Raw genomic sequence first — 12,597 nt, forward strand, 5'->3', positions numbered from 1 at the left:
ATATAGCTATCTTGTTCGGATCTTATTCTATCATGTTTTCGCTTTTTTAGCTAGTCAAAAGAAAAAATGCCGTCCCTCGCGGAACGACATTTAATCTTTTACTTGATTATCTTGTTCTTCTTACTTGTCCAGGCCAGTCCACTTCCAGGAAGTTACTTCTGGAATGTCTTCACCGTGGTCCCGGATGTAAGCGTGGTGCTTGGACAGCAGGCTGTCCATCTTGTCGATGAAGGCAGCACTCTTGTCCTTCAAGGCAGGAATTTGTTCAACCGCGTCCTTGGCCAGGTCGAAACGGTCAAGGTGGTTCAAGACCCGCATGTCAAATGGCGTGGTAATGTCACCATTTTCTTCATAGCAGTGGATTGAAACGTTGTAACGCTTGCGGGCAAACCAAATAGATTCCATCATGGTCTTGTAGCCGTGCCATGCAAAAATAGTTGGCACGTCAGTTGGGAAGAGGCGGTCGAATTCTTCCTGGGAAATAGCTGCTGGGTTATCCTTTGGCGCCATCAGCTTCATCACGTCAACCACGTTGATGTAACGGATCTTCAAGTCTGGGAAGTTCTGGTGCAGGATGTCGATAGCTGCCAGGGTTTCCATGGTCGGTTCAGTTTCAGTTGAAGCAAAGACCACGTCTGGCTTGGCATCCTTGTCAGTTGAAGCCCAGTCGATGTAGCCCAGGCCATTGTCAACCAACTTGGCTGCTTCTTCAGGAGTGAACCATTGCGGCCGTTCCTGCTTGGAAGTTACCAGCAAGTTGATCCCCTCCCGGTCCCGGAAGGCCTTGTCAGCAACAGCCAGCAAAGTGTTGGTGTCACTTGGCAGGTATTCGTGGATCATGTCCGGCCGGTTCTTTTCAAACAAGTGAGTCAAAAGACCTGGATCCTGGTGGGTGTAGCCGTTGTGGTCCTGCTGGAAGACAGTTGACGTAGCTACAAAGTTCAATGATGGGTAATCGCGGCGCCAGTATTGTTCCTTAGCCTTCCGCAGCCACTTCATGTGCTGGGTCAGCATGGAGTCAACCACCCGGCCAAAAGCTTCGTAAGTAGCGAAGAAGCCGTGCCGGCCAGTCAAAACATAGCCTTCCAGCATCCCTTCATCTTGGTGCTCTGACAATTGTGAGTCAATCAAGCGGCCTTGCGCAGCCAGATTTTCATCGTTTGGTTCGTGGATTTCACTTTCCCATTGCCGCTTTTCGCTGTCCAGGAAGTCAAAGAGCCGGTTGGACTTGGATTCGTCCGGGCCAAAGCCCCGGAAAGTAGTCGGGTTCAGTTCTGCCACCTTGGTTAGGTACTTGGCCCATTCCACCATATCCTGGGCGTTCTTGGAGCCCGGCTTGCCAACTTCAAAGGCAAAGTCGCGCCAGTCCGGCAGGTTCAAGCGCTTAGGATTGATCCCCCCGTTAGTAACTGGGTTCATGGCCATTCTTTGGTCACCGTGAACCGCGTTTTCCAGGACCAAGTCAGTCGGGTAGCCGTTTTCGTCAAACAGTTCTTCCGGCTTGTAGCTCTTCAGCCAATCCAGCAACAGTTCCTTGTGGTCCATGTGCTTCTGGTCAACCGGAAGCGGAATCTGGTGGGCCCGGAAGGAGTTTTCAATTGGGTTGCCGTCCAAATCAACCTTAGGACCAGTCCAGCCCTTCGGGCATTGGAAGATCAAAAGCGGCCAGTGGGCAAATGATTCATCGCCGTTTTCCCGGGCATTCTTTTGAATAGCCTTGATGTCTTCGATAATGGCGTCCAGGGTCTTGGCCATTTCTTCGTGGATCTGGTCAATGTCCTTCATCCCGTCAAAGCGGCCGCCCTTGAAAGTTGAAACGAAGTAAGGCTTCCAGCCCATGCCTTCAAAGTACTTAGTCAGTTCTTCATCGCTCATGCGGGCAGTAATGGTTGGGTTGGAGATCTTAAAACCGTTGATCTGCAGGATTGGCAAGACAGCCCCGTCCTTGACCGGGTTGATAAAGCGGTTGGAGAACCAGCCAGCAGCCAGCGGGCCGGTTTCAGCTTCCCCGTCACCGATTTCAGCCGCGGCAATCACGTCCGGGTTGTCCAAAATCGCGCCAGTCGCGTGCGACAAAGTGTAGCCCAGTTCCCCGCCTTCATGGATTGAGCCAGGGGTTTCCGGAGCCGCGTGGGAAGCTACCCCGCCCGGGAAGCTGAAGCGCTTGAAGAGCTTGGCCATCCCAGCTTCGTCTTGGCTAATTTCCGGGTAGATTTCAGAGTAAGACCCGTCCAGGTATGAGTTGGAAACCATCACCTGGCCGCCGTGACCGGAACCTTCAATGTAGAACATGTTCAAGTCATACTTCTTGATAACCCGGTTTAAGTGGGCGTAGATAAAGTTCTGCGGCGCGATCGTGCCCCAGTGGCCAACCGGCTTGATCTTGACGTCGTCTGCCGTCAGTTCTTCCTTAAGCAAGGGGTTCTTGAGCAGGAACAACTGGCCGACTGACAAGTAGTTGGCGGCCCGCCACCAGGCGTCAACGCTCTTTAAGTAGTCTTGTGAATCATAATTTACAACCATTTTAGTTTTCTCCTTTAAGCACTTGCTCTATTCCACTATTATCATATCCAGTTTCTAGTGTGATGTCAACCATTTAGATAATTGGTAGGATCCAATTTAGCGGAACTTTTACTTAGTTTAGTGGAACGCGGGAATTTTTAGGGAGCTGGTGCACAAGAGTTGACTCAACTGGAAGCCTTTTAAAAAAATCATACTCACGATCTTACTCAACTAGCGAAAATCGTGCTCACAAACTTACTCAAGTAAAAAAATGGTTGCACACGAATTTACTCAACTAGAAGCTTTTTTAAGAAATAATGCTCACGATCTTACTCAACTAGCGAAAATCGTGCTCACAAACTTACTCAAGTAAAAATAGATGAGTAAGTTTCTGAGTTACATTTCTGCAATTTTGTAAACAGTTGAGTAAGTTTCGGGTTGGGACAGTCGTTACTTGAGTAATTTTCTGTGCATCCCATCCCCCGACTCGACTCAACCAAGCCTAGTTTACATACTTCGGGGGCAAATTTCGCCAAAAATTAGACCGGTTGACATACTCCGACTTCACCAAAACAAAAAGACCAAGATCTTCCGATCTTGGTCTAATACTTAATTCAAATTGACGAAGCTGTTGAAGCGCATGTACTTGTAGTGAACCCGCATGCTAGAGACTTCAAATGGCGTGCCATCATCCAAAAAGAAGATCCCGTCCATCACGCCGACCGGCTCTGTAGCCTTGAGCTGCAGCTCTTCTTGGTCTTCCGCGCTTGAAGGGGAAACCGTAATGGTCAAATAAGACCGGGTAACCGCCTTGTTTTGCGCGTCTTCCAGGTAATTGAACAAGGACCCCTGCAGAATTTCCTCTTTAAGCTCCGGCAGGATCTTGATCGGCACGAAGCCCTCTTCAATCAAGAAGGGCTGTCCGTCCAAAAGGCGGAGGCGCTTGAACTGGTAGACAAAGTCATTTTCACTCAAGAAGAGGTCCTGGGCCGTTTCCGGGCTGGCCTTAACCACCTTGAAGTCCAGCAGCTTGATCCCCTGCTTCTTGCCTGGCGCTAAAAAGCTGTCCGTCAGACCCAGGTTTGACCCTTCATAACGGAACATGGCCTGGTTCTTCAAGTACAAGGGATTGATAAAAGTCCCGCTGCCCCGCTTCTTAAACACAATGCCTTGCTGGGCGAGGAGTTCCAGGGCCCGCTTCATCGACGACCGGCTGACCTGATACTGTTCGGCCAGGCTGCGCTCGTCGGGCAGCCGCATCCCCTCATATTCGCCCGCTAAAATCCGGCGTTTGATGTCATGCATGACCGTCCGGTAAACATAATCAGCCATTCAGCCACCTACTTTGCTTGCGCGATTGCAGCCAGGAACCAGTCCTTGAAGGCCTGGCGGTCAACCTTGACCGCGATCTTGGCGTTGGCCTTTTGGCCAAAGAAGCCGTCAAAGTCCATGACTGAAGCCCCGTAAGTATAAGGGCCCTTGGTGTCAACCGCCACATAAGCTTCCTTGACTTCAAACAGATCCGGAGCCAGCAGCATGGCTGCCGTCAAGGCGTCATAGATCCGCTTGCCGGCGTCGGCGTCAGCGTCGTTTAATTCATACTGGGAGTTGAGCCCGTAGATCATTTCCCCGACCCGGCCCAAAGCCTTGATTTCTTCCAGGCTGGCCGCGTCAACGAAGGCCTGGTTGCCGACTTCCAGAGGAGCCACGTAGATATCCAGGCCCTTGGCGCCCAAGTCAAAGACGATCTTGGCTGCTTCCGGGTCCCCGGAAACATTGTATTCGTCGTAAGGACCGTAGTTACCCCGGCCCAGGGCCCCGCCCATGATGTAAAGGCGGTCAATCTTGTCCAGGTCTTCCGGGTATTGGCGGAAGTAAAGGGCAAAGTCCGTGGCTGGCCCGATCTGCATCAAGGTCACCTTTTCCGGGCTTTGGCTGACTACTTCGTGGATCTTGGTAGCAGCCAAGCCTTCGACCAAAAGGCTCTGGTCAGCTTCCGGGAAGTCAAAGCCATCCATCCCGCTGGCCCCGTGCACTTCAGAAGCATCGATGGCTTCCTTAACCAAAGGCAGCTTGGCCCCGGCCACAACTGGCACCTTGGTGCCCAGGAAGGCCTGTAGGCGCAGGGTGTTGTTCAAGGTCTTCTCCAAAGAAACGTTGCCCCAAGTTGGCACGATCAGCTTCACGTCCAGTTCCTTGGCGAACAGGGCGATCGTTAAGCAGACCGCGTCGTCGATCCCGGGATCAGTTGAAATAATTAAGGGTTTCTTGTTCATTAATCGTTCTCCATTTTTCAGAATAGCTTTATTCTATCATTTCACCCGGCAAATAAAAAGAAAAGAAGCGGTTTGCTTCTTTTCCAAAGAATTTCTTTAGCGGCTGCGGACTTCGATCTCCCCGTTGTCGCGGGCAATGATAACCTGGTCGCAGATGTTCAAAAAGAGGCCGTGTTCAACCACCCCGACCGTGTGGTCCAGATAGTCAGCCAGACCGCTTGGCACCGGAATCCGGTCTAGCTTGAGGTCCAGAATGTAGTTGCCGTAGTGGGTCTTAAGACGATGACCGTCTTCCGTTAAACGGAATTCCGGCTTAAGCCCTTCGTCTGCCAAGCGCTTTTCCACCTGCATGCAGGAGATTGGCAAAACTTCCACTGGTAGGGCGAAACCGCTGAGGTGGTCAACTACCTTGCTTTCGTCAACGATCCAGACATTCTTCTTGGAGTTGACAGCCACGTTCTTTTCCAAGGTCAAGGCGGCCCCGCCCCCCTTGATCCCGTTTAATTGACTGTCCACTCTGTCGGCCCCGTCAACCGTCAGGTCAACCTGGTCAACTGCGCTGAGGGGGCTGACGGTAAAGCCGTAGCCTTCCAGCTGCTTTTGGCTGCGGCTGGAGGTGGTCACGACTGCCTTAAGAGTCAAGCCTGCTGCTTTCTTCTTGCCCAGTTCATCGATAAAAAACTTCACCGTTGACCCGGTACCGACGCCCAAAACCATTCCGTCTTCCACCAAGGCAGCTGCTTTCTTGGCAGCAGCCTTTTTCAATTCATCTTGCTTTGCTTGGTCCATTTTTTGCCTCCGCTATTTTTCCAAAATGCTTGTCAGCTCAGCTACCTGCTTAGCTACTGAGTCACGGCCAAAGATATAAGAGCCGGCCACAAAAACATTAGCTCCGGCATCTTTGGCAATTTTTGCCGTCTGATCATTGATCCCGCCATCAACTTCAATTGGAAGGTCCGGCAGAATTGCCCGGGCGGCCTTGACCCGGTCTGGTGCACTTTCCATGAACTTCTGCCCGCCAAAGCCCGGGTAGACCGTCATCAAGAGAACCTGGTCGATCTTGTCCTTGTAGCGCTCCAGCACCTTAATGTCTGTGTCTGGACTAAGGACTAAGCCGCGGGAGACACCATTTTCCTTTAAATAGTCCAGCCAGTGGTCGATTCTTGCCGGGTAGTCGGCTTCATAGTGAATTTCAATCAAGTCGCTGCCTGCCTTGACAAAAGCCGGCAAAAGGTCTGGCAGCTTGTTGCTCATGAGGTGGACTTCCGCGGTCAAGTTCGGGAACTGCTTTTTAAAATCACTCACCAGCTGGGGGCCATATGAGAGGTTAGGCACGAAATGCCCGTCCATCACGTCGATGTGGAAGCGGCGAATTCCGCTGTCGGCTGCTTCCTGGATCTGCTGGCCTAGGTGCAGGTTGTCAGCGTTGAGGATTGATGGTGCAATAATCATCTAGTCACATCCTTTACTCAGCTAAAGCTGCCGCAACGCTTGCCCAGTCAGGGATGGACGGCTGGGCCCCCATCTTCTGCACAGCTAAAGACGATGCCCGGTTGGCAAAGCGGGCAGCTTCATGCAGGTTGCTGAAATCGCTGGCTAAAGATCCAGCCAAAAAGCCTAAGAAGGTGTCGCCAGCCGCCGTCGTGTCCACGGCCTTGACCTTGAAGGCTGGTACAAGACCGGTAAAAACTGGAGAAGACAGGTAGGCCCCCTTGCTGCCATAGGTGATGATCACGTGCTTAACGCCTAGCTCATGCAGCTTAGTGGCGTTCTTTTCCAAGTCAGCCTCTTCTGCAACTGGCAGTGAAGTCAACAGGGCACTTTCCGTTTCGTTTGGCGTGACCAAGTCAGTTACGGCCAAAAGGTCTGCCGGCAAGTCCTTAATAGCGGGAGCCGGGTTCAAAATAGTCACCTTGCCAGCGGCTTTAGCCAATTTGAAGGCTGCTGTGGTCGCCTCCAGGGGAGTTTCCAGCTGGGCAATAACGCAGTCAGCCGCTTCAATGACGTCTTTAGCCGCCAAAATATCGGCTTCCGTTAAGTAGTAGTTAGCCCCATGGTCGATGATGATGTCGTTTTGCCCTTCCGCGTTCAAGGTAATGTAGGCATGGCCAGTCTTAACGCCAGCGGTTGGCAAGACATAGTCAGTCTTGACCCCGTAGCCGGCCAGTTGCTCTTTCATCCAGCTCCCGTAGGAGTCTTCGCCGACTCTAGAGATGAAGATGGTCTCCGCCCCGCTCTTAGCAGCCGCGACTGCCTGGTTGGCCCCCTTACCGCCGCCAGCCTCGCTGACTTTGTGGGCGTTGATGGTTTCGCCAGGCTTGGGGAAGTTTTCTACATGCAGGGTCGTGTCCACGTTGCTGGACCCGATTACTACGATTTTTTTCATAGCATTTTCTCCTTAACTTTAATTCCTATGTCAATTATAACTATTCCCGTCCTTTTAAAAAAGCGCTTTAGCCAAGCAGCTGGTAGGCCGTCTTGAAGCGGCTGAGATTATAGCGGTCGTAAAGGTCGGCCAGGACGACGTTAAAGTTCTGGATCCTGGTATTTGGGTCTAGATTCTTGGAATCAAAACGTTCTGCCAAAGAAGCTAAGGCCTGGCTTCTGACGGCTTCATAGTCGCTCAGCTGGTCCACCCGCCCCCGCAAGTCCCGGCAAAGGGCGCTGAGGGTGAAGTCTGACTCCGCCGCTAAAAAGTTGAGCTGGCTGTCAAAGACTAACTTGTAACGGTAAGCCTTCCGGCCCGGGAAGTCCTGGGAATTGAACAAGTCTAGGTACAGGACCAGTTTCTGCTTTTCTAAGCTGGCCAGGGCCTTACCTTGACTGAGGCACTTAAACTTCAGAAAGTTGACAAAATAGTCGTAAAAGTCCCCATAAAAATCTTCTTGAAAATGTTCAATGCTTGGATCTTCAGCCAGCAACTGCTTTTCCAGCACTTCTTCAATCGTCATTTTCTCTGCACCTCTTCTATTTTTTACCTTCTACGGCCTTTATAGCCTTCCAAGAAAAATTATACCCGGGCTGCTGCTTGAAATATAGTTGCAATTTTTCAACAAAAAAGACGCGTCACTTGACGCGCCTTTTGAGCAACTGCTTTATTGTTCTTGATCATCTTTTGAATTTTTGTCCTGTTCATTGAAATCTTGCAAAAAGCTGCTGTTAAACAGTAGCTCTTTAACCTGGCTGGTCCATGAGCTGGATTGCTTCTGCCAGTCGGCCGGCAGGTTCTTGCGATATTTCAGATAGCCAGCCATTTGCCCGGTCCGGCTTAAGAAAGCCTGCTGCATTTTACTGGAGTCCAGAAAACGCTGGTCCACTTCTTTTTCCAGCAAATTCCCATTTTCATCAAAGCGGTAGCCGCCCCACATGTGCTGCTTAATCGGGTTCATGGGCAGACTGTCCACATAATGCAGCTTGCCGACCATCCGCTGGCTGGCCGTATAGCCTAAAGTCACCGGATCATAGATGTCAACATATGTGTTGATCCGGCCCCGCATTTCCACCACTCGCTGCCGCTCTTTATGAGTCAAGAGGCGCCAGATATTAGTCCCCTCATAAAGGTAAGCCGCCGCGATCCGATCTGGATGGCGGCAGTTGGCCAGGGCATACTCAGCATTAATCGCACCCAAGGAATGCCCATAGATGTAGAAGCGGCCATCTGGGAATTCCTCCAGCCAACGGTTTAAGTACTTGCTGGCTGAAATCAAGGCACTTGGTACCTGCCTTTGGTCGGTCAGCATGGCCAGAAAAATCGGCCAGTTGGTCTTCAGCCACTCGTCCCGCCAGGTTGTCGCGTTGCCTTTCTTAAAACCATAAGAGCCCTTGAACAAAACCGTGATCTCGTTGTTATTTTCGAGCAAAAAAGCCTGCATCCCGTCCTTGGCATAAACGTCCCGGGTTAATTGCCCGATCCTTTTGCCGGCGACCACAACTGTCTCGCCCACATTCAGCGCCTCATAAGACAGCTTGGTCAGTTCAACCCGGTCCCGGTCGGTCAATTCTTCATTGATCATTCGTCGTCTTCCAATTCGCTTTCCTGCGGCTTCATCGCCTCAAAAGCGTCCTTCTTCTTCGCCTCTTCTTCTTCTTCCTCTTCTTTAACGATCCGCACCTTTTCAGCGGCTTCAGCGATGAAGTATTCCTGGCTGTTGAATGGGGTCTGTCCCCGCCGGTCGGCGTGCACCCATTCTGTCTTGTGCAGGATCCGGGCTTGAACATTGTCCTGCCACATCTTGGCAAAAATGTCCAAAACTCTTTCCCGCAAGTCTTCCTGCAGAACCGGGAAGAGGGTTTCCACCCGCCGGTTCAAGTTCCGCCGCATCATGTCTGCACTGGCCAGGTAGACTTCTTCCTTGCCGTCATTGTAGAAGTAGTAGATCCGGCTGTGTTCCAGGAAACGGCCGACAATCGAGTGTACTTCAATATTGTCGCTGACGCCAGGAATTTCTGTCTTCAAGCAGCAGATCCCCCGGACGATCAAGTGAATCTTGACCCCGGCCGCGGAAGCTTCATAGAGCTTGGCAATCACATCTTGATCTGACAAGGAATTCATCTTCATGTGGATTTCAGCATGCCGGCCAGCCTTGGCAATAGCAATTTCATTGTTGATCTTTTCATAGATAAACTGCCGAATCAGTTTTGGCGAAATTCGCAATTTACTAAAGTAAGGGGGCTTAGAATAACCTGACAGCATGTTGAAAAGGTTGGTGGCGTCAACGCCCAGGTCCCGGTCACAGGTGAAGAGGCCCAAGTCAGTGTAGAAGTGGGCAGTCACATCGTTGTAGTTACCAGTCCCAAGGTGCAGGTAGCGGCGGATCCCGTCTTCATCGCGGCGGATAACCAAAGTCACCTTGGTGTGCGTCTTCAGGCCTACCAGCCCGTAGATAACGTGGCAGCCCATCTGTTCCAGGGTTCTGGCCCAGTGCACGTTGTTTGATTCATCAAAGCGGGCCTTGACTTCTACCAAGACAGTAACCTGCTTGCCAGCTTTAGCCGCCTGGCCCAGGTACTTGATGATCGGGGAGTTGCCGGAAACCCGGTACAGGGTCATCTTGATGGCCAGAACATCAGGGTCCTTGGCGGCCTGCTTGACAAAGTTCAAAACAGCATCAAAGCTATCGTAAGGGTGCTGAACCAGGTAGTCCTTTTCCCGGATTGAATCAAAAATGTTGTGGTCACTTCTCAAAGCCGGGTCAATAAAGGCCTGCATTGGCTTGTAGCGGAGGTCTTCATGGCCTTCCACCACCCCTGGCAGCTTCTTGAGGAAGGTCAAGTCAATTGGGCCGTTGATGCTGAAGACGCTGCCTTCTTCAACGTTCAGCCGCTTCATCAAGTGCTTGAGCAGTTTGGTGTTCATGCTGCTTTCCACTTCCAAGCGGGTCACGTGCCCGTGTTCCCGGTCTTCCAGCTGCTTTTTAACCGCCAAAAGGAAGTCGGAAGTGTCGCTTTCTGAAACGTCCAAGTCCATGTCCCGGGTTACCCGGTAGCAGGCTGCCTGGCGGATTTCGTAGCCGTCAAAGAGGCGGTCGGCAAAGACCTTGATAATGTCTTCCAGCATGATGAAGTCATTGTCGCCATCTGGCAATTTAACCAGGCGCGGGAAGATGTTCGGCACTCTGACCGTGGCAAACTTGTGCTCGCCGCTTTCCCGGTCCTTAAGGCGCAGGGCGATGTTCAAGGAGTCGTTGTTGATGAATGGGAATGGCCGGGACTGGTCGTCAGCCATCGGGGTCAAAACCGGGTAGAGTTCGTTTGAGAAGTAGCGGCGGATGTATTCTTCCTGGTCTTCAGACAGTTCGTCGCTTTCCAAAATGTTGATCCCGTTCTTCCGTAAAAGCGGCAGCAATGACCGGGAGTAAGTTGAGTAGCGCTTTTCAACGACTTCGTGTTCCTTATGGTTGATGGCCGTCAACTGTTCAAGTGGCGTAAGCCCGCTGGCATCGTGGCTCTTAACCCCGGCAGCTACCAGCTTGCTCAAAGAAGCCACCCGGACCATGTAGAATTCGTCAACGTTGGACTGGGTGATCCCCAGGAAGTTGGCTCTTTCCAAAAGCGGCTCATCCGGGTTTCTGGCTTCGTCCAGGCAGCGGTCGTTGAAGTCCAGCCAGCTCAGTTCCCGGTTGACGTAATAACTAGGATCGGTGAATTTATTCTTGTTCTTGTTCTTGGCAATTGTCATTTTTTACTTTCCCCTCTTCTGCTTCATGGCAATCTTCATGCCGAAGACGGCTTCAGCCAAATTGACATTCTTTTCAAAAACCCAGCGTTCCAAGGTCAGGTCCCGTTTGCTGGTCACCGTGATCAGCATCTGGTCATCCTTGATGGAAACCACAATCTTGCTGATCTTCTGCTTGCGGGAGGCGTCCAGGCTGTTAGCCAGGCGCAGGATGGCAGCTAGCTTAGCTACCCGGACCTGCAGGGCCGGGTCAAGGTGGCGGTATTCGCGTTCATCAGCGTTCAAGCTGGTGATGTCCTGGTGCTTCAAAATGCTCAAGAGCATTTCGTTTTCCCGGTCAGACAGGCCGATGATCTGGTTGGCCCCCACGATGTAGGCAGCGTGTTCGTAGTGGTTGTGGAAGTTGACGAAGTTGCCGATGTCGTGCAGGCGGGCAGCGATTTCCAGCAATTGCCGGTCTTCGCGGTCAACCATGCCGGCGTGGGCCAGACGGTCAAAAATGTGCAGGGCAAACTTGTTGGACAAGTTGCTGTGCTTGCCGCCTGATTCGTAGCGGCGGGCAATGTTCTTGGTCGCCGTCAAGACGATGGTTGAGTATTCATCAGGCCGGTACTTCAACTTGGCGGCTTCTTGGATCATCAAGCCGGTGATGGCTGAAGACTGGGTCAAAGTCATCATGTGCGGCTTGATAATCTTGACCAGCTGGTTGATCAAAACGATGGTTGGCTTCATCCGGGCCAAAGAGTCGGTATCCAGCTGGTATTTCTCCATCAGGTACTGGTCCGGGGCTTCTCTGAATTCAGAGTAAATGCCGGCAAATTGCTTGAGGTCGATGACCCGGGCCTTTTCCTGGGGCCGCAGACTCTGCTCACCCCGGCCGGAGACGTGCTGGATGATGATCCGGGCCTTGCCAGTCGGCTTCTCAATGGTCTTAAAGCTGACCAGCTTGCGGGAGATGTAGTCGCCGATGATGTCGATCGGGTCGCTTGGCGTGTCCCGGGTCATGGCTGACATTTCTTCGATTTCTTCAGGGCCTAGGGCAAAGTTCCAGGTTGACAGGTAGTGCTGGCCCTTGAACAAGGTGAGGTTGAGCATGGCACTACCCATGCTGAGCAGGTAAGTAAATTCATCATCTTTCAGTTCTGAGAACTGCTGCAAGGCCATCCCGGCAATGATCTTGTAGTAAGCGATCTGGGCCCCATTCAGCCATTCAATTTCCAGGCCGGTTCTGACCTTGATCTGGTCGGCCAGGTAGCGGGCGGAAATCTTATCCAAAAGCTGCCGGTTGCCGTAAACCTTGTAATTGTCAATCCCATATTCCGCGATCTTCCGCTTGAAGCCGATCAAGGCATCAGTCAAGCGGGGCAGTTCGTTTTCATAAACTTCAAACTTCTTGCCGCCCTGTACAAATTGGGCCGAGCTCAGCTGTTCAATGATGGCCAGTTTCTTCAAGTCAACGATAAACAGACGGGCCTGGTATGATGATATGTAAATTAGACCAAATTGTCTTTTGCTCATATGTCTCTCCTCTGGTTGTTCTCACATAGTTAAAAATGAGCCTTAAAGCTCAGCTGTAAGCGCTGAGCCACCTATTTCAATTGTACAAAAAATCTGCCCCTTCGGCTTATTTTTACAGGCAAAAAT

10 protein-coding genes are annotated in these 12,597 nt (G+C 51.6%); all 10 read right to left on the reverse strand.

All coding sequences use genetic code 11. The annotated features are described in order from the left end of the window. Positions 1–120: 120 nt before the first annotated feature. On the reverse strand, positions 121–2,523 hold the full coding sequence (locus tag Q0J41_RS03070; RefSeq protein WP_296225963.1) for a phosphoketolase family protein: 2,403 nt from the start codon (positions 2,521–2,523) through the stop codon (positions 121–123). Between the two features lie 588 nt (positions 2,524–3,111). Continuing rightward, the gene (locus Q0J41_RS03075; protein WP_270447409.1) at positions 3,112–3,834 is read right to left on the reverse strand and encodes a GntR family transcriptional regulator; all 723 of its coding nucleotides are present in this window, start codon (positions 3,832–3,834) and stop codon (positions 3,112–3,114) included. A gap of 8 nt (positions 3,835–3,842) precedes the next feature. Next, positions 3,843–4,778, reverse strand: coding sequence for a nucleoside hydrolase (locus Q0J41_RS03080; protein WP_296225967.1), 936 nt, complete (start codon positions 4,776–4,778; stop codon positions 3,843–3,845). A gap of 96 nt (positions 4,779–4,874) precedes the next feature. After that, positions 4,875–5,567, reverse strand: coding sequence for a ribose-5-phosphate isomerase RpiA (gene rpiA / locus Q0J41_RS03085; RefSeq protein ID WP_296225968.1), 693 nt, complete (start codon positions 5,565–5,567; stop codon positions 4,875–4,877). Between the two features lie 12 nt (positions 5,568–5,579). Continuing rightward, positions 5,580–6,230, reverse strand: coding sequence for a ribulose-phosphate 3-epimerase (gene rpe, locus Q0J41_RS03090; RefSeq protein WP_296225970.1), 651 nt, complete (start codon positions 6,228–6,230; stop codon positions 5,580–5,582). Positions 6,231–6,243: 13 nt separating this feature from the next. Next, positions 6,244–7,164, reverse strand: a complete 921-nt coding sequence (rbsK, locus tag Q0J41_RS03095; protein WP_296225972.1) for a ribokinase — start codon at positions 7,162–7,164, stop codon at positions 6,244–6,246. 67 nt (positions 7,165–7,231) lie between these two features. After that, on the reverse strand, positions 7,232–7,729 hold the full coding sequence (locus tag Q0J41_RS03100; RefSeq protein WP_296225974.1) for a hypothetical protein: 498 nt from the start codon (positions 7,727–7,729) through the stop codon (positions 7,232–7,234). A 144-nt stretch (positions 7,730–7,873) separates the two neighbouring features. Further along, on the reverse strand, positions 7,874–8,791 hold the full coding sequence (locus tag Q0J41_RS03105) for an Mbeg1-like protein (protein WP_296225976.1): 918 nt from the start codon (positions 8,789–8,791) through the stop codon (positions 7,874–7,876). Continuing rightward, complete coding sequence (locus tag Q0J41_RS03110) at positions 8,788–10,956, reverse strand: RNA degradosome polyphosphate kinase (RefSeq protein ID WP_296225977.1); 2,169 nt, start codon at positions 10,954–10,956, stop codon at positions 8,788–8,790. Before Q0J41_RS03110 ends, Q0J41_RS03105 begins: the two co-directional genes overlap by 4 nt. Positions 10,957–10,959: 3 nt before the next feature. Then, positions 10,960–12,471 carry an HD domain-containing protein gene (locus tag Q0J41_RS03115; RefSeq protein WP_296225980.1) on the reverse strand — a complete coding sequence of 504 codons (1,512 nt, stop codon included), beginning with the start codon at positions 12,469–12,471 and terminating at the stop codon, positions 10,960–10,962. Positions 12,472–12,597: the final 126 nt, after the last annotated feature.

The organism is uncultured Lactobacillus sp. (assembly GCF_944327175.1).
In the GTDB taxonomy this organism is placed as follows: Bacteria; Bacillota; Bacilli; order Lactobacillales; family Lactobacillaceae; genus Lactobacillus.

Coding starts and splice junctions, on each gene's coding strand:
- Q0J41_RS03070 (WP_296225963.1), bottom strand. CDS start 2,523: ATGGTTGTAAATTATGATTCACAAGACTACTTAAAGAGCGTTGACGCC.
- Q0J41_RS03075 (WP_270447409.1), bottom strand. CDS start 3,834: ATGGCTGATTATGTTTACCGGACGGTCATGCATGACATCAAACGCCGG.
- Q0J41_RS03080 (WP_296225967.1), bottom strand. CDS start 4,778: ATGAACAAGAAACCCTTAATTATTTCAACTGATCCCGGGATCGACGAC.
- rpiA (WP_296225968.1), bottom strand. CDS start 5,567: ATGGACCAAGCAAAGCAAGATGAATTGAAAAAGGCTGCTGCCAAGAAA.
- rpe (WP_296225970.1), bottom strand. CDS start 6,230: ATGATTATTGCACCATCAATCCTCAACGCTGACAACCTGCACCTAGGC.
- rbsK (WP_296225972.1), bottom strand. CDS start 7,164: ATGAAAAAAATCGTAGTAATCGGGTCCAGCAACGTGGACACGACCCTG.
- Q0J41_RS03100 (WP_296225974.1), bottom strand. CDS start 7,729: ATGACGATTGAAGAAGTGCTGGAAAAGCAGTTGCTGGCTGAAGATCCA.
- Q0J41_RS03105 (WP_296225976.1), bottom strand. CDS start 8,791: ATGATCAATGAAGAATTGACCGACCGGGACCGGGTTGAACTGACCAAG.
- Q0J41_RS03110 (WP_296225977.1), bottom strand. CDS start 10,956: ATGACAATTGCCAAGAACAAGAACAAGAATAAATTCACCGATCCTAGT.
- Q0J41_RS03115 (WP_296225980.1), bottom strand. CDS start 12,471: ATGAGCAAAAGACAATTTGGTCTAATTTACATATCATCATACCAGGCC.